The organism is Rhizobium phaseoli, from assembly GCF_001664385.1.
Classification (GTDB): domain Bacteria; phylum Pseudomonadota; class Alphaproteobacteria; order Rhizobiales; family Rhizobiaceae; genus Rhizobium; species Rhizobium phaseoli.
The window spans coordinates 2,735,506-2,752,585 of the sequence record NZ_CP013532.1 but is presented as its reverse complement, the minus strand read 5'-3'; the positions used below and the strand labels follow the sequence as shown (position 1 = coordinate 2,752,585).

The 17,080-nt window shown below is 63.5% G+C and carries 15 protein-coding genes and 1 pseudogene; 13 read left to right on the top strand and 3 right to left on the bottom strand.

Annotated features, from left to right (window positions below; genetic code table 11):
• The first annotated feature begins 30 nt into the window (after positions 1-30).
• From ctaD to AMC88_RS13355, 6 genes and pseudogenes are all read left to right on the top strand, one after another.
• Positions 31-1,800: a cytochrome c oxidase subunit I gene (ctaD, locus tag AMC88_RS13380; protein WP_004676446.1), complete on the top strand. Its 1,770-nt coding sequence runs from the start codon at positions 31-33 to the stop codon at positions 1,798-1,800.
• On the top strand, positions 1,797-2,510 hold the full coding sequence (locus AMC88_RS13375; RefSeq protein WP_064825396.1) for a cytochrome c oxidase subunit 3: 714 nt from the start codon (positions 1,797-1,799) through the stop codon (positions 2,508-2,510). Before ctaD ends, AMC88_RS13375 begins: the two co-directional genes overlap by 4 nt.
• A gap of 11 nt (positions 2,511-2,521) precedes the next feature.
• Complete coding sequence (locus AMC88_RS13370; RefSeq protein WP_012484283.1) at positions 2,522-3,241, top strand: heme-copper oxidase subunit III family protein; 720 nt, start codon at positions 2,522-2,524, stop codon at positions 3,239-3,241.
• A gap of 7 nt (positions 3,242-3,248) precedes the next feature.
• A complete protein-coding gene (locus AMC88_RS13365; RefSeq protein WP_010006534.1) occupies positions 3,249-3,614 on the top strand; it encodes a cytochrome C oxidase subunit IV family protein in 366 nt (121 codons plus the stop codon).
• 108 nt (positions 3,615-3,722) lie between these two features.
• On the top strand, positions 3,723-4,304 hold the full coding sequence (locus AMC88_RS13360) for a dienelactone hydrolase family protein (protein WP_064825395.1): 582 nt from the start codon (positions 3,723-3,725) through the stop codon (positions 4,302-4,304).
• 95 nt (positions 4,305-4,399) lie between these two features.
• Positions 4,400-5,451, top strand: a pseudogene (locus tag AMC88_RS13355) (helix-turn-helix domain-containing protein).
• Between the two features lie 348 nt (positions 5,452-5,799).
• On the opposite strand, the gene AMC88_RS13350 reads toward AMC88_RS13355, so the two are convergent.
• Positions 5,800-7,125: an IS1182 family transposase gene (locus tag AMC88_RS13350; protein ID WP_049772018.1), complete on the bottom strand. Its 1,326-nt coding sequence runs from the start codon at positions 7,123-7,125 to the stop codon at positions 5,800-5,802.
• A 200-nt stretch (positions 7,126-7,325) separates the two neighbouring features.
• Between AMC88_RS13350 and AMC88_RS13345 the strand changes: the two genes are divergently transcribed.
• From AMC88_RS13345 to AMC88_RS13330, 4 genes are all read left to right on the top strand, one after another.
• The gene (locus tag AMC88_RS13345; protein ID WP_225880776.1) at positions 7,326-8,498 is read left to right on the top strand and encodes an efflux RND transporter periplasmic adaptor subunit; all 1,173 of its coding nucleotides are present in this window, start codon (positions 7,326-7,328) and stop codon (positions 8,496-8,498) included.
• 126 nt (positions 8,499-8,624) lie between these two features.
• Positions 8,625-9,323 carry an ABC transporter ATP-binding protein gene (locus tag AMC88_RS13340; protein WP_064825393.1) on the top strand — a complete coding sequence of 233 codons (699 nt, stop codon included), beginning with the start codon at positions 8,625-8,627 and terminating at the stop codon, positions 9,321-9,323.
• Entirely contained in the window at positions 9,320-10,459 is a 1,140-nt protein-coding gene (locus AMC88_RS13335; protein ID WP_064825392.1) for an ABC transporter permease, read from the top strand. The genes AMC88_RS13340 and AMC88_RS13335 overlap by 4 nt, the downstream gene beginning before the upstream one ends.
• Positions 10,460-10,463: 4 nt before the next feature.
• A complete protein-coding gene (locus AMC88_RS13330) occupies positions 10,464-11,702 on the top strand; it encodes an ABC transporter permease (protein ID WP_064825391.1) in 1,239 nt (412 codons plus the stop codon).
• A gap of 442 nt (positions 11,703-12,144) precedes the next feature.
• Here the strand turns inward: AMC88_RS13330 and AMC88_RS13325 are convergent, their stop codons facing one another.
• Complete coding sequence (locus tag AMC88_RS13325; protein WP_064825390.1) at positions 12,145-13,491, bottom strand: GAF domain-containing protein; 1,347 nt, start codon at positions 13,489-13,491, stop codon at positions 12,145-12,147.
• Positions 13,488-13,922, bottom strand: a complete 435-nt coding sequence (locus AMC88_RS13320; RefSeq protein WP_225884176.1) for a hypothetical protein — start codon at positions 13,920-13,922, stop codon at positions 13,488-13,490. Before AMC88_RS13320 ends, AMC88_RS13325 begins: the two co-directional genes overlap by 4 nt.
• Positions 13,923-14,133: 211 nt before the next feature.
• Between AMC88_RS13320 and AMC88_RS13315 the strand changes: the two genes are divergently transcribed.
• The 3 genes from AMC88_RS13315 (at position 14,134) to AMC88_RS13305 (ending at position 16,911) form a co-directional block, all read left to right on the top strand.
• Positions 14,134-14,841 carry a hemerythrin domain-containing protein gene (locus AMC88_RS13315; protein ID WP_010024559.1) on the top strand — a complete coding sequence of 236 codons (708 nt, stop codon included), beginning with the start codon at positions 14,134-14,136 and terminating at the stop codon, positions 14,839-14,841.
• A 67-nt stretch (positions 14,842-14,908) separates the two neighbouring features.
• Positions 14,909-15,115, top strand: coding sequence for a hypothetical protein (locus AMC88_RS13310; RefSeq protein WP_010024558.1), 207 nt, complete (start codon positions 14,909-14,911; stop codon positions 15,113-15,115).
• Between the two features lie 302 nt (positions 15,116-15,417).
• Positions 15,418-16,911: a right-handed parallel beta-helix repeat-containing protein gene (locus AMC88_RS13305; protein ID WP_012484274.1), complete on the top strand. Its 1,494-nt coding sequence runs from the start codon at positions 15,418-15,420 to the stop codon at positions 16,909-16,911.
• Positions 16,912-17,080 lie beyond the last annotated feature (169 nt).

The following is a 17,080-nucleotide window of genomic DNA, read 5'->3' as shown; positions in this document are numbered from 1 at the left end:
GAGGCCGCATCGGGAAAAGGAAGAGAGATCATGGTCGAGATTCCGTCCGGCAGCATCCCCTCCGCCGAAGTCGAGGATGTCGAGCTTTATCATCCGCACAGCTGGTGGACGAGATATGTGTTCAGCCAGGATGCCAAGATCATCGCCGTGCAATATTCGATCACCGCGATCTCGATCGGCCTGGTGGCGTTGGTGCTTTCCTGGCTGATGCGGATTCAACTGGCATTTCCAGGTTATTTCGCCTTCATCGATGCCGATCACTATTACCAGTTCATCACCATGCACGGCATGATCATGGTGATCTATCTTTTGACGGCGCTCTTCCTCGGCGGTTTCGGCAATTACCTCATTCCGCTGATGGTCGGTGCGCGTGACATGGTATTTCCTTACGCGAACATGCTGAGCTACTGGATCTATCTGCTCGCGGTGCTGATCCTCGCCGCCGGCTTCTTCGCCCCGGGCGGGCCGACGGGGGCCGGCTGGACCCTTTATCCCCCGCAATCCGTTCTTTCCGGCACGCCGGGCGGCAAGGATTGGGGCATCCTTCTGATGCTCACCTCGCTGATCGTCTTCATCATCGGCTTCACCATGGGCGGGCTGAACTATGTGGTAACGGTGCTGCAGGGGCGGGCGCGGGGGATGACGCTGATGCGGATGCCGCTCACCGTCTGGGGCATCTTCACCGCCACCGTGATGGCGCTGCTTGCCTTTCCGGCACTCTTTGTCGCCTGCGTCATGATGCTCTTCGACCGGGTGCTCGGCACCAGCTTCTTCATGCCCGCCATCGTTGAGATGGGCACGCAGCTGCAGCATGGCGGCGGCAGCCCGATCCTGTTCCAGCATTTGTTCTGGTTCTTCGGCCATCCCGAGGTCTATATCGTCGCGCTGCCGGCTTTCGGCATCGTCTCGGACCTGATCAGCACGCATGCGCGCAAGAACATCTTCGGCTACCGGATGATGGTCTGGGCGATCGTCATTATCGGGGGCTTAAGTTTTGTCGTCTGGGCGCACCACATGTATGTCAGCGGCATGCACCCGGCCTTCGGCTTCTTCTTTGCCACCACGACGCTGATCATCGCCATTCCGACGGCGATCAAGGTTTACAACTGGGTGCTGACGCTCTGGCGCGGCGACATCCACCTGACGCTGCCGATGCTCTTTGCGCTCGCCTTCATCGTCACCTTCGTCAATGGCGGGCTCACCGGCCTCTTTCTCGGCAATGTCGTCGTCGACGTGCCGCTGTCGGATACGATGTTCGTCGTCGCGCATTTCCACATGGTCATGGGGGTTGCGCCGATCCTCGTCATCTTCGGGGCGATCTATCACTGGTATCCGAAGGTGACCGGGCGCATGCTGGACGAGACGCTCGGCCACATCCACTTCTGGATCACCTTCCTCGGTACCTATGCAATCTTCTTTCCGATGCATTATCTCGGCCTGCTCGGCGTGCCGCGCCGCTACTTCGAGATGGGAGAGACCGCCTTCGTTCCGCCTTCGGCGCATACGCTGAACATCTTCATCACCGTCATGGCGCTCGTCGTCGGCGCCGGCCAGATGGTCTTCCTGTTCAATCTGGTCTGGAGTCTTTTCCGCGGCCGGGAGGCTGGCGGCAATCCTTGGCGGGCAACGACGCTTGAATGGCAGACGCCGCAGACGCCGCCTGCCCACGGCAACTGGGGCAGGGATCTGCCCATCGTCTACCGCTGGGCCTATGATTACAGCGTGCCGGGGGCGGCCGAGGATTTCATTCCGCAGAATGTTCCGGCAAGCGATGGCGTTACCCGGGAGGTTCCGGCATGAGCGTCATGTTGATTTTCCTGGCCGCCATCGCCGCTATCATCATCTGGTGGCTCGCCGGGCAGCGGTTGGCCTCCAAGCCCTGGCTCGAAACGGGGTCGGTTCAGCTGCCGGCCCATGACGGGGTCGACCGGCCGCCGCTGCCGGCGGTGAAGATCGGCCTCTTCGTGTTTCTCGGCGTCGTCGGCGCACTCTTCAGTCTTGCCGTCAGCGCCTATTTCATGCGTGCGGCGTCGGCGGACTGGTGGGGGATGCCGGTTCCGCGCCTCCTCTGGGTAACCACCGTAGCACTTGCGCTCAGCAGTGCTGCGCTGCAATGGGCGAAACATGAAGCGGGGCATGGCCGCATGGAAAATCTGCGGCCGGCGCTTGTCGCGGCATTTGCCCTTGCCGTCTTCTTTCTCGCCGGGCAGATCCAGGCCTGGCGGGAGCTGACGGCAGCCGGCTACGTGCTGGCCGACAATCCCGCCAACAGCTTCTTCTATATGCTCACCGGCCTGCATGGGCTGCATATTCTCGGCGGGCTTGCCGTGCTCGCGCACACGAGCTTGAGGGCATTTTCAACGGAGGTCGCGGCGGACAGGCTGCGCCTAAGCGTCGATCTTTCCGCGATCTATTCTCATTTCATGCTCGCCGTCTGGCTGCTGCTCTTCGCGCTGTTTGCCGGCTGGGCGAACGACTTCGTCGATCTCTGCCGCACACTACTGAATTAAGGAGTTTGCAGATGGCACAGACTATTGAGACACACGGCGGGGCAGACCTCAGGCCGGCGGGCCTTCGAGGTGTCGCCGCCGATTTCAGCTCGGATCAGCGCGCCTTCAAGACCGCCTCCTGGGGCAAGGCGATGATGTGGATCTTCCTGCTCAGCGACACTTTCGTCTTCGGCTGTTTCCTGATCGCCTATATGACCGCCCGCATGTCGACGCCCGTTCCATGGCCCAATCCCAGCGAAGTTTTCGCGCTGCATATCGGCGGTGCGGACGTGCCGCTGATCCTGATCGCGATCATGACCTTCGTGCTGATCTCGAGCAGCGGCACCATGGCGATGGCGGTCAATTTCGGCTATCGTCGCGACCGCCGGGTGACCGCGATACTGATGCTGCTGACGGCGCTTTTGGGCGCAACCTTCGTCAGCATGCAGGCCTTCGAATGGACGAAGCTGATTACTGAAGGCGTGCGCCCCTGGGAGAACCCATGGGGGGCGGCACAATTCGGATCGACCTTCTTCATGATTACCGGCTTTCACGGCACCCACGTCACGATCGGCGTCATTTTCCTGCTCATCATTGCCCGCAAGGTCTGGCGAGGCGATTTCGACGTGGAACGGCGCGGCTTCTTCACGAGCCGGAAAGGCCGCTACGAGGCCGTCGAGATCATGGGCCTCTACTGGCACTTCGTCGACCTAGTCTGGGTCTTCATCTTCGCTTTTTTCTATCTGTGGTGAGGTCGTCATGAACGAGACAACGGCGCATGCACACATCGAAACGGCGCATGCACAGGCACATACCGGACAGCAGCACCCGATCGGGCTCTACTTCTTCGTCTGGGGCCTGCTCTTCGTGCTCAGCGCGGCCTCCTACATGGTCGATTATCTCGGCATCCAGAGCTATCTCAGGTGGACGCTGATCCTGCTGTTCATGATGCTGAAGGCCGGCCTCATCGTCGCCGTCTTCATGCACATGGCCTGGGAACGGCTGGCGCTCGTCTACGCCATCCTGCTGCCGCCGGTGCTGGTGCTGGTCTTCGTCGCGCTGATGGTATCGGAATCGAACTATACGATCTTCACCCGGCTCGCTTTCTTCGGCGCGGCGCCCTAGAAAACCGGTCATCGCGGCAGAGGTGCGGCATGGGGCGGCCGCCGCGAGCCTAAATCCGGACTGCTCAGAACATTATCAAATGTGCCGACATCTCGACCGGAGGCGCCTATGGCTGAAATGTTGCTGTTCCATCACGCACAAGGGCTGACGCCTGGAGTACACGCCTTCGCCGACGATATCAGGGCTGCCGGCCACATCGTGCACACGCCTGACCTGTTCGACGGACGCACGTTCGGAAGTATCGAGGAGGGGCTTACCTATATCGGCGAGGTCGGCTTCGACGCCATCCGGGAGCGCGGCGTCCGGGTTGCCGACGAATTGCCTGCTGAACTAGTCTATGCCGGTTTCTCATTCGGTGTGCTGCCGGCGCAGAAGCTGGCACAGACGCGGCCAGGGGCCTGCGGCGCTCTGCTTTTCTATTCCTGCTTGCCGATCAGCGGCGAGTGGGCCTTCGGACCCTGGCCGGACGGCGTCGCGGTTCAGATCCACGGCATGGACAACGATCCGATCTTCGTCGGGGAGGGCGATATCGATGCCGCCCGCGAGATCGTCGCGACGGTCGAGGACGCCGAGCTTTTCCTTTACCCCGGCAACCAGCATTATTTCGCCGACAGCTCGCTGCCGTCCTATGACGCGGATGCGACTGCGCTCCTGACTGCCCGCGTCATCGAATTCCTGCAGCGCGTCTGATCCTAGCTCGATCGGCGGACTCCAATCCTAAAATATCCGCGGAAAAATCAGGTCCTAAAACATGATGGAGGTCGCGCCGGACGAGGATGCCGGCGATGATGGCCATCCATTCGCCTTCCGATCCCGCAGGCCCATGTTATTCATTCCGCTCCCGTTCGTCGTCGCCGTTCTGCTGCTTATCCTTTTCGTCATCGTCTTCAAACGCGACGAGGAGGGGCAGCCCAACCGGCCGTTTCTGGTGCTCATCCTACTCTCCGTGCTGCAATCCGTCCTTTCCGGCCTGCGCTGGGGCTATGGGGTGCAGGTGGTCGGCGTGATCGCGCCTGTCATTGCGGCGATGGTGCCGCCGCTTGCCTATGCCGGCGTTTCCAGGCTGGTGAGGACGAGCCGGCGGCCATTGCCGGCGCGCATTGCGCTGCATGCCATACCCGCCGCCGTCATCCTGTTGCTGATGGTATTCTGGCGGGAAGCGATCGACATCGCGCTGGTGCTCATCTTCGTCGGTTACGCCCTGGCGATCCTGCTGCTGATGCGTCCGGGCGCGGATGCGCTCCGGCTTGCGCCTTTCGAGGGAGCGGTGCCGGCCTATCGGGCGATCATCTTCGCGGCGGCGGCGCTGTGCCTGTCGGCCGCCGTCGATGCTTTCGTCTTCTTCGACTTCACCTGGGCGCATGGCGAGCACGCGCTGACGCTGATCAGCGTCGGCAATCTTGTCGCCCTCGTCATTCTCGGTATTGCCGCGGCCGCGGCCAGCCGCAGCCGGGCGCCTGATGAAACGGTAGAAACCGCGCCGAGGCCCGAAACGACCGAGGACAGGGAGACGATCGCAACTGTCGATGCGTTGATGGAGGCAAAGAAGCTCTATCGCGACGCCAATCTCAATCTCGACCGGCTGGCCCGCAAGGCCGGCATTCCCGCGCGCCAGATCTCGGCAGCGATCAATCGGGCGATGGACAAGAACGTCTCGCAATATGTCAATGATTACAGGGTCGGCGAGGCATGCCGGCTGCTCGCCGGAACGGAAAAACCGGTGACCGAGGTGATGTTCGAGGTCGGCTTCCAGACCAAGTCCAATTTCAACCGCGAATTCCGCCGGGTGACGGATATGACGCCAGTGGCCTGGCGGCAGAGGAAGGCGGAGGGGTAGGGGATATTCAGGCTGATCTCATAAGTGCCGCCGCGTCGCGCCCTCTCTGCGCTTTCATCTCACCTGCCGCCCGGCACGACGATCAGCCCTCGTGGTTCGAGACGGCCCTGCGGGCCTCCTCACCATGAGGGCTGGTTGTCGTGCCTGCGGCTAGGCTTTCGGCGGCAGGGCCCCGGCGTTCTCCAGTGAGGTAAGCCGCTGCCTGCCTCCGCCCTCATCCTGAGAGCTTGTGAAGCTTTTGAGTTGGTGCGGTTCTGGCCGGTCTTGGCTGACCGATGCAATCGAACTTTAGACGATTGCGCGGTGCGTGCGGATGGTCGCTAGTTGGCGTTTGGGTGATGGCACTAGCTATCCATTGGCAAGCCGACGGCCTTGCAAGATATTGTTGGTGAGTGCGTAGCAGAGCACGACGGCACGGACCTTTTCGATACCGCGGACCGTCAATTGTCGCAGATTCCAGTTGCGCCAGCGGGCATGGATGCATTCGCAGATCGATCGGGGTTTGTACTGAGCCTTGCCCGCCTCGCTTGCCATGCGGGCCCGCCAGGTCGACACACCCGGACCGTCGCCGCGCCGCGGCAAGAAGGGATCGGTTCCGTGCTTGGACTGAGTGGGCGGACAAAAGACCTCAACCCCTTCGCCGTGCGCCCACTCGATATCTTCAGCGCTGCCAAAGCCGCCATCGGCGAGATAGCGCCGCGGCAGATGGCCGCTTAACGCGCGCAACCGCTCCAGCATCGGCCGCATGAGGCCGCGATCGGAGCCGGCATTGGTCACCTCGAGCCCGACCACGAACTGCTCACCGGCCGTGCTCGCAACCTGCACATTATAACCCGGACGGAAGCCGCCGTCGGCCATCTTCATCACCCGCGCCTGTGCATCCGTGCTGGAGGCGCGCGGCTCCTTCGGCTTTTTGCCATTGCCGCGCTTTTCTTCGCGCGCCTGACGCTGGCGCTGGATCTCGTCAAGAGCGACCTGGGCTGCTCTGACCCGCTCACCACGCTCGCGCGCCGCTCGTTCCCTGGCCGCTTTGATACGCCGAGTGCTGGCATCCGAACGCGCATCAACCTCGTGCTTGAGCTGATCCACAACCGCCTCGGCAATCGAAAGATGTCGATCAAGCTTCGCCTTGCGGCCGAACGAGGCGGCCCCCGCGCTCGCCCGGATCCGCACGCCATCCTGCGCCAGACTGTCGAGAGTGACGAGGCCGGCATCGGCAAGCGCCGCCAGATGCTCGGCCAGCAGCCGGTCGAGCAGATCGGCGCAACCAACCCGAAAATCCGACAGCGTGTGATAGTTCACCGAGACACCGCCGCACAGCCAGCGATAGACGTCGTGGCTCTCGCACAGCCGTTCCAGAGCCCGCGCGCTGCCTACACCGTCGCTGCTGGCATAGAGCCACAGCGCCAGCAAAAGCCGTGGCGAAATCGGCGGATGGCCCGGCCGGTGCTCGCGCGCTTTGATCCGACCTTCAAGCGCGCTCAGATCCAGCCCCTCGACATAGCTCCAAATGACGCGCACCGCGTGATCCTGGCCGATCAAGCTGTCGATATCGACGGCACGCAACTCGATCTGATCGCGCACCGGCTCGCGCATGCGCGCCGCCCCGCGCCCCACCTGAGCACTGCGCCGCGATCCCTGCGCCGGCAATCCCTCGAACAGCTCGTCGTCCATCACCGTCCTCCAAGCAAATCAACGACCCAACAGAATCACAATAAAATCGCCTCCGCCACTAAACATTCACAGGCTCTGAGGTGCCCCGCAGGGGCCTCGAAGGACGAGGCCGGCCACTGCAGGGTACACAATCGCGATCGAGGACGTTTCGGATCGCGTTCGAGGGCGCGATTTCTGCCGGGTCGGCGATGTTCGGCGGCATGAACACGATATCAGAACACGACCGAGACCTTGCCGCCAAGCTGAGATCGCTTTCGATCGAGCCGGCGGCCTTCAAGACAGCGTTGCCGGAGGCTCTTCCCCGGCGGCGCATCATCCCTGGGACAATGCTCCTCCTTGCTGTGGCGGCATCGCTGGCGCTGGTTCCTTTTTATGGACCTCCGACCATGGAACGTATCGACGCAGTGATTGCGGGTGGCCAGCTTGCGATAGCTGCTCATGAAGCGGCGGCGCCGGCGGGACGCGGTGCCGCTGTCGAGGGAAGGCGGACTCCGGTCGATGATGGCGCGAACCACACGGCCTTGCCGACCCGTGAGGTTACCGGCTCCGGCTATGTCGTGGCGCCCGACACCGCCGTCGTCTTTTCCAAATATGAGGGCCGGATTGTCGCCGTCGAAGTCGAAGAGGGCGACAAGGTCGCGGTGGGGCAGGTGCTGGTGCGGCTCGACGATGCGGGCGCCCGGTTTGCGCTTCGCGGCGCGGAGATATCATGGCGAGCGGCGGAATTGGTGCTTGCGGCGAGGAATATAGCGCTTGCGCAGGCGCGGTCTTCGCTCACGCGCATCGAGCGGCTTGCCGGGCGCGATGCAATGTCCGCGCAGGCGCTGGAAGAGGCGAAAACCGCTTTCGACACGGCCGAGAATGGCGCGGAGCAGGCCCGGCAGGATCTCGAAAAGGCCAGGCACGATATCGACAGGGCGCGCGAACAGGTTGAGGCGCTTGTCGTGACCGCACCGATTTCGGGCACCGTGACGCGGCTTGATGCGCAGGTCGGCGACACCGTGCTGTCGCGCGAGGACAGCGTGCGGGAGGATGAAAGCCTGCTTGCGATTGCCGACACGGCAAGCCTGGTCATCGATGCTGATGTGGCCGAGACCAATATCGCGCTGATGCGGCCGGGTCTCGCAGGCGAAGCGGTGCTCGACGGTTTTCCCGATCAGCCTTTCGCGGTCGAAGTGGCGAAGATCGCGCCCGTCATTTCCCGGGAGAAGGGGACGGCGACGCTGCGCCTGTCGTTCACGTCGCCGCCCTCCGGGATACGGCCTGCCATGGCGGCGCGCATCCGGCTTGTGGTGGGCGAGGGGAGCGCGGGCCCTCATCACCCGCCCCCGTCCTTCGAGGCTCCGGCCGTTGGCCTACGCACGTCAGGATGAGGGCTGATCGGTGTGCCGTGTGGCTGGGCGATCGGTCTCTCCGCCTCATCCTGAGGCGCCCCGCAGGGGCCTCGAAGGACGCGGGCGGCCCCTGCGACGTGACATTCATCACCAAGGAGAAAAACAATGACCGACACGCAAGATCCCTTCATCGCGCTCGCCGGCGTCAAAAAGGCATTCAGGATCGGGACGGAGACCATCCCGATCTTTTCCGGCCTCGATCTTGCCATGCCGCGCGGCGACTTCGTCGCGGTCATGGGGCCGTCGGGTTCGGGAAAATCGACGCTTCTGAATATGCTCGGCGGCATCGACAGTCCCGACGCGGGCGAAATCCGGATCGGGCGCAGCCGTCTCGAGCAGATGGGCGAGGGCGCCAGGGCGGCCTGGCGGGCCCATGGGATGGGGATCGTCTTCCAGTTCTACAATCTGCTGCCGATGCTGAATGCGGCAGAGAATATCGAGCTGCCGCTGCTTTTGAAGCCGCTGGGGCGGAGGGAGCGGCGGGCGCGCGTCGATACGGTCATGGATCTCGTCGGGCTTTCCGGGCGGCAGCGGCAGTTTCCCTCGAGCATGTCGGGCGGGCAACAGCAGCAGGTGGGCATCGCGCGCGCCATCGTCGGCGATCCCGATCTTCTTTTGTGCGACGAACCGACCGGCGATCTCGACCGGAAATCGGCGAATAACATTCTCGAAACGCTCGGCTTCCTCAACCGCGAGCTCGGCAAGACCATTGTTATGGTCACGCATGATCCCGAGGCCGCTGCCTTTGCCCGGCGCACGCTAACGCTCAACAAGGGCGAATTCACCGAGGGGCGGGGCCGATGACCTTCTTCCAGCTGATGCGGCGCAATGCCTGGCGCAAGCGGCTGCGCGCCGTCCTGTTGATGCTTTCGGTCGGCATCGCCTTTCTGATCTACGGGCTGACCGCGAGCTTCGTTGCCGGCAGCCAGGGGGCGGCGGGCGCCAGGGACAATCTGCTCGGCGTCTTCAACAAATCGGGCCGCGGCCTGCCGCTGCCGCTTGCCTATCTGAGCCGGATCGCCGCCGAGCCCCATGTCGCTGCCGTCGCCTATACCGCGCACATGCGCGGGTTCGTCGATGTCGAGAAGAATGTGGTGGCCGTCAGCGCCGTCGATCCGCAGGCGATCGCCGCCGCCAATGGCAAGGAGCTCGGGTTGACGCCCGATCTGATCGCGGCGCTCGTGGAGGGCGACGACCGGGTGCTGGTCGGCCGGGCGCTGGCTGATGCGCAGGGCTGGTCTGTCGGCCAGCGCATCGGCATCACCAGCCAGATGATCAGGGCCGACGGCAGCCGCAACTGGAGCTTTACGATCGCGGGTATCTTCGAGGGCGCCGATGCCAGCACCGACACCTATTTCATCATCGCCCGCTACGATGCAGTCAATGCGGCGCGCGCCCGCGACAGGGATACGGTCGATGCCTTCGTGGTGCGTCCGCGCCAGGGCATTTCGCCGGCCGTGCTGGCGGCGCGCATCGATGCGCTCTTCGCCAATTCGGCGGCTGAGACGCGCACGCAATCGGAAAAGCAGTTCCTCGAGGCGTTCCTCCGGCAATTCGCCGACATCGGCCTCATCGTCGGTTTCGTCGTCGGCGCCGCTTTCGTGACGATCCTGATGATCGCGGTCAACACCATGTTCTTTGCCGTGAGAGAACGCCGCTTCGAGATCGGCGTCATGAAGGTGCTCGGCTTTTCCGGCGGGCGGATCGTGGCGCTGATCCTCGGCGAGACGCTGTTCATCTTCGCCGTTGGCGGCGCAGGCGGGCTCATCGTCGCCAAGCTCGCGACGTTTCTGATCGGGTCGGAATTCGGTCTCGTCTTCGGCGCGGCGGTGCTGCTGAAATCCGCCGCCATCATCGCCGGGCTCGGCTTGCTGACCGGGCTGCTACCTGCGCTCAGCGCCATGCGCCTGCCCATCGTCCACGCTTTCAGAACGAGATAGTCCAATGTCTTCAGCACTCAAGCAGATCTTTCTCATGATCAGAGTCAATCTCGGCAGCCTGCCCAGGCGGCGCGCGATCTCGCTGTCGATGGTGCTGTCGGTGGCGCTCGTCGTGGCGGTGCTCGCCGGATTTCTGGCGATGGCGCGCGGCTTCGAGGCAGCGCTTGCCGGGGCGGGCTCTCCTGATATCGCCGTCATCCTCGGCGGCGGCACCAACCAGGAGGCCGGCTCGGACGTGCCTGCCGAAGCGATCCGCAGCCTTGCGGCGGCGAGTGGCGACACCGGGATTGCTCGCAACCCCGGGATTGCTCGCGGCGGTCCGGGCGATGGGGCGGGCGGATTGGCGATCTCGCGCGAGGTCGTCGTTCCCGTCGATGTCAGGGCCGCCGATGGTGTCGAGCAGACGCTGTCGCTGCGGGGCATGGACCCGGCCGGGCCTGCGATGCGCGAGCGTGCCCGGCTTTCAGAGGGGCGGCCGTTTGTGCCGGGCGGCCGTGAGATTGTCGTCGGCGCCCGCCTCGCGGATGCCTTCCCAGGCCTTGCCGTCGGCGACACGGTGCGGCTCGGCGCGGTCGACTGGCGGGTCGCCGGCCATTTCACATCAGGCGGTAGCGCCTTCGAATCTGAGATCTGGGCTAATCTCGAGGCCGTGCAATCGGCCTTCGACCGGCAGAGGCAGGTGCAGAGCCTGCGGGTGCGGCTTGCCGGCGACGATCCGCAAAAGGCGCTGGCGGCGCTGCGGGAACGGCTGTCCACGCTGCCGGGTCCGCCGCTTGCCGCCGTCTCCGAGGCCGATCTCTATGCCGGCCAGGCCGAGCGCACCAAGAGCCTGATCCGCCTGTTCGGCTGGCCGATCGCGCTTCTGATGGCAATTGGCGCAACCGCCGGAGCCTTGAACACGATGATGAGCTCGGTTTCCGATCGCGCGGTCGAGATTGCCGCGCTGCGCCTCCTCGGCTTCGCCCGCCTGCCGGCCTTCGCCGCCACCTGGGTGGAGGCGGTGCTGCTCTCGGCTGTTGGAGCGGCAATCGGCGCCATCGCCTCCCGGCTCGTCTTTGACGGCTGGCAGGCGAGCACGATGGGCGCCAACAACACGAAGATGGCATTTCAGCTGGTCGTGACGCCGGAGATGCTTTTGACGGCGGGTTTGCTCGGGCTGGCGGGCGGGGTGATCGGCGGTACCCTGCCGGCGCTGGCGGCCGCGCGGCTGCCGCTCCGCGCGGCGTTGCGGGCGAGAGGGTAGGCTTGCTCCTCACCGGTTGTCACTCAATGGCAGATATCACATCATCGATTAGGTCGCTGGTGGGTGGTGGCATTGGGCCGGAGTTCGACCTGTCACGCCAAGGCGACAAGGTCTCCTTCGACAGGCTTAGCCCTACTGCATGACCTTGCTTGGGGCACCGAGGCCACCCCAACCTCCCTCATCCCTGTGCTTGTCACAGGGATCCAGCCTGCCCAAGTCCTTGGGCAGGAAGAGCTCTTTTCCGGCGGCATATGGTGAGCCATTCACCGCGCAGACGCGCGGTGGCTGGATTCCTGTGACAAGCACAGGAATGACGGAGAATGGGGGGACTGCGCCGCTTCTTCAGCACCTGCACAGCACTACAGCTAGTCAAGCCTCCACAAAACCAGCGCCTCGGGGCTCTGCACACCGAGCCGACCAAGACCGAAAACCCGCTACCCCTTCACTCCTCCACCACCTCAATCTCCGGCCGCCCGGCGAGCGTCAGCCGCAGGCGGCCGCGGTCGGCGCGTTCGAGTGTGATCGGGCCTGCCTTCTCCTCCAGGCGCCGGCGCAGGAGGATCAGCCGGGTTTCGAGGTTGTCCTTGAAGTCGGGCAGTTGCAGGCGACGGTCGCGGCGGATCTCTCGGTTCAGAAAGTCCCGCTTGCCGGTGCGCGCATAATCTTCGAGGAAATGCAGGAGCAGCCGCCCCGGCACGCCGCGGATCAGATAGTCGTCGTCGACGAACAGCGAGCCGTCGCGCGGATAGAAGCGCACGGCGATGCGCCGGCCGGCGGGCAAGCTGCCGGCCTGATCGACCGGGGCGTCGGCCTTTTCCCGCCCATTCGTCTCCGCCCGCTCGCGTTCCTCGGACAGGAAGGAGAGCGCGGTGGCGAGATGGGCTGCGATCACGATCAGCGCCTCCTCGTCGCGATGGCGGAAGGTGAAGCGCTCGGTCGATTCCGAAAACAGCACGCCGACAAGCCTTCCCCGCGCGACAAGCGGCAGCGCGATCTGGCTCAGCGGCTTGTCGAGCGCCGGAAGCGGGATCGGTGTCGCATCCTCGACGCCCGCCATGGCCCGCACGGCCTGGAGATAGCGCAGACCGCGACTGAGATCGGTGATCCGCACGTTGCGGCGCCGCTCGGCCGCAAGCCCGATAATACCGCGCCCCGCCGGAACCTCGGCGCCGAAGCCGAACTGGTCGTAGCCTCGGCTGGCAATGGTCGTCAGCCCGCCGCGTTCGCCGTCCGGCACCAGCACCATGGAATTGTGGTAGCCGAAGAGCTCGCCCAGGCCCTCGAGCGTGGCGTCGAGCAGTGATTCCGGATCGCCGCAATCCGACATCCGTGCCGTCAGCCGTGCCACCTTGCCCATCAGGTCGGGCAGAAAGAGCGGCTCCGGTTCGACCAGCGTATTGGCCGCCGGCACGGCCCGACAGTTCTCAACCCGGTAGATGTCGACGGCGCGCAGCTTCATGATCCCGCTCATCCGGCTTTCCAGGATCTCCAGGTGGATCGCCACCTGCTCGAACGTCTCGCCCTCCGTCTCGGAACGCTCGAACACCAAGTCGAGCATGTGCTGCTGGCCGCTATAGCCGTCGACCACCATCACGCTCGCAAGCCCGTTGCGCTCCACATTGGTGGCGGTCTTGGAGAAGAACTGGTTGGAGAGTGCCACGTGCCTCTCATCGACGTAATGCACGTGCGACAGATAGGAAATATTGGGCATTCCGTCGGCATCGGCGGTGGCGATGATGGAGGGAATGATGCCCTCGAAGCTGTCCCGCAGCGCTTCCAGCGGAATCACGCGGCGGCTTCCGGCATCAGCCTGCGTCCGGCGCCTGGTCCCGGCGTCTGCTCGAAGATCGCCTGCGGCTCGATCGTCAGGCAGACGAGGTCCCGGTCCGACAGCGTGCTGGAGAGCTGCATGCGGGTGACGCCCAACGCCAGCATTCGCGCCAGCTGTTCTGCGACATAGGCTTCGCCCTGTGCCCGGGCGGCGGCATCCGCCGGCCCCGCCGTGAGGATCCGGCCCTTGATCTGGCAGGCCTTATAGTCGGCGGGCCGCACATAGGTCATGGCAATCGGCCGGCCGACCTGCGCCTCGCTGACGGCTTCCGGCCATTGGCAGCGGGAGGCGAGAAAGTGCAGATGCCCGCTCTTCCGGTCGACGCGCACGCCGGAGCCGCGGCCGATCATCGGCCGGCCGGCCTCGTCGCGCGTCGCGAACAGGATCATGACAGGACTTTCTATGAATTCTGCGAGTTCCGGCCCCAGCATGCTTTTCCCCTCCCCGAAGTGAGGCGACAATAGTGACTTAGGATATTCTTAGCAATCGTTCCAAGTGCTTAGGATGGTTTTAGGAAGCGCCTCGCAAGCGCCTCGGTTATCTCCCGGTCATCAGCCCGGCGCACGAAAAGAGGCGCCTGATAACGAGAGGAAAACCATCATGAGCCATGAATTCTCGCTTACCAGCATTCCAGATCTCAACGGCCGTTACGACATTTACGGTGCGATCCACAAGGGCCTGCGCAAGGCCGGCTGCGACCTGCTCGGACGCCTCGGCACGGCCGATTTCCAGAATGTCGAGGAGACGGTCTTCCTGATCGGCGACCTGCGCCATTACCTGATGCTGGCCGCCTCCCATGTCACGCACGAAGACGACAACATCCACACCGCGCTGGCCGACAAGGGCGTCTCGACCGTCACGCTCGACGAGCAGCACGACGACCACCGCACCGCCTTCCGCGAGCTGGAAGAACTTGTGGTCGCCTGGGAAAGAGCATGGCCGCTCAACAAGGCGGCCCGCGGCCGGAAGCTTTATCTCGCTTTTGCCGCTTATCTCGCCGACGACTTCGCGCATATGCACGAGGAGGAGGCGGTGACCGGCCCGCTGCTGTGGCGCAACTTCGACGACCAGGAAATCTTCGGCATCGAGATGCGCATCATCGGCTCCCTGCCGCCGGAGAAGAGCATGGCCTTCATGCGCATCATGATCCCGGCCATCAATCCGGCGGAGCGGGCCGCACTGCTCGGCGCCATGAAGAAGGATGCGCCGCCGGAAATCTTCCAGGCGGTCATCGACTTCGCCGTCCGCCCAGGGCTTTCAGCCGGCGACTTCGCCAAGCTTGCCGACGCGCTGAAGCTGGCGGCCTGAGAAAACGGCCGCGGGCGGCGGACCGAAGCTCCGCCCGCGGCATCCGGTGAATATCAGGAGAAGACCCATGTGCAAGCCAAACGGCGAGGCCAGCATTCCGGCCAAGTGTCCGCGCCGCGGCGACTGTCGCGGCTGCCCCCATTTTGCTTTCGATGATGGCGAGCGAGAGGATCGCCGCACAGCGCCCGGTCCACGGATCTGGGCCGGGCGCCAGTCCGCCGATCTGGTGACGAAATTCGCCGAAGGGCTCGGCGCGGCGGGTCTTCCTGAATGACGCGAGACCCGGGGCGAATCATCTGTGCGGGTTCGAAGGGGAGGGAAGGTACGATAGGGTACAACCGCGATTTATTCGCCCTTGGGTCGCCCGTTTATGAGGCTGGATTGCAGCTTTCTCGCGGATGATCGGAGCTCGCGCCATTGCCTGGGAATAAGATTCGCGAACTGGACCGCTGCCGCATTGACAACATCTTCTCGCCTTTTTGCCGTGGACGTTTGCCCGCGCCGCATTCCCGATCAGCCGATTCCGGCCGGTCGCGCGGCGACATAGCGATCCGATGAACAGGGCAACATGGCGATATGACAATCTACTATGTGAACTCAGCGACTGGCTCCGACCGCAACAGCGGAACGGGCGAGAACTCGGCTTTTGCGACTTTGTCCAAAGTGGAATCCTTGACGCTGAAACCGGGCGACAGCGTGCTGCTCGCCAAGGGAAGCGTCTTCAACGAGCAATTCGATATCAAATATTCCGGCACCGAGAGCGCGCCGATCAAGATCGGCAGCTACGGCACGGGTGCCGCACCCGTCATCCATAGCGGCGATGACGGCATTCACAGCCTTTACGCATCGAACATCGTCATCGAGAATCTCAAAATATCCAATAGCGGCGGTGCGGCCATTTATGGCGGCAATGTCTCGAACTGGACGGTCAGACACGTCGAGGTCGACAAGGCCGGATCGTCGGCAGAAGCGGGGTCGGTGACTTTTCGCAACAGCAAGAACATCACGGTTGCAGACAGCAAGATAGCAGGTGTCAACAGCGACGGCATCTGGATCGAAAAGGTCGATGGCATCAAACTTCTCAACAACACGGTTACAAACAGCCATGGCGCCAGGGCCGATGCGGTCCAGGTGAACGACAGCAGCAATATTCTGATCCAGGGCAATCATCTCGATCAGACGCAAGCCGACAGTTCGAAAGGCGTCATAGCGCTGGTGCGGGCGACCAATGCCGTAGTCGAGGACAATACGCTGACCGGCGGCGGCTTTGGTATCAGCGCCCCCGCGGGCAAGAATGTCGCCATCCGCGACAATGATATATCGGGCTTTCACGGCTACGATTGGTCGTTCGCCGTCGGTCTCGGCGATCAGGGCAATAGCAGAGATTACGATATCGCGGGCAACCATATCCACGATGGAGCATGGGGCGTGGTCGTCACTGCTCCCGTCGACGGCACGAGCTATGTCCGCAGCGGTATCAAGGTCCATGACAATGTCTTCGACGACCTCACGCAGTCGGCGCTGAAAGTCGACCGGCCGGCATCCGGCTCCTTCTACAACAATACCATCGAAAGCGGCGTCAAGGCCTACAGCATATCGCCCGCGGTCGCCGACGCGCATACTTTTTCCGTCAGCAACAACCATACAGTCGCCAATGTCGAGACGGCGCTGGCGACGACTGCCACCACGGCGGCGGCAACGACGGACGCGGTCGCGGATCAGGCGGTTGTCGCGGTTCATGACAATTTGAAGATCATCACAGATACGGGCGAGGCCCATCGCGGCAATCTCCTGGAAAACGACAGCTCCGACAGTGGCACCCTGTTGCTTCGCCGCTTCGGGAATGAAAGCGTCGGGAAGCATGGTCTGACCCTGACCGGAGAATACGGTGTCATCCACGTCGACCGGGACGGGAGCTATGCCTATACGCTCGATGAAACGAAGCTGCCTGCCGATCATGACGGACATGTGAGCGAAACCTTCCACTACGGGGTCAACGATGGAACCTCGCAGCATAGCGACGGGGATACGATGACCGTCTTCATCCATATGGATGGTCTGCTGAGCTAAGGGGCGGGCAAGCGGCCCTCGCGGACTTGACGCAGAGGCGCCCTGGGAGGGCGCCTCGAAGGATTTCCTGTCGGCAGCCGCCGCTCGTCGGCCTGCTGTCCAGCTTGCCGGACGTGAATTGCCGGACGCTCCGTTACCATTTGTTCACCTTCCGGTCGTTGTTTTCTAG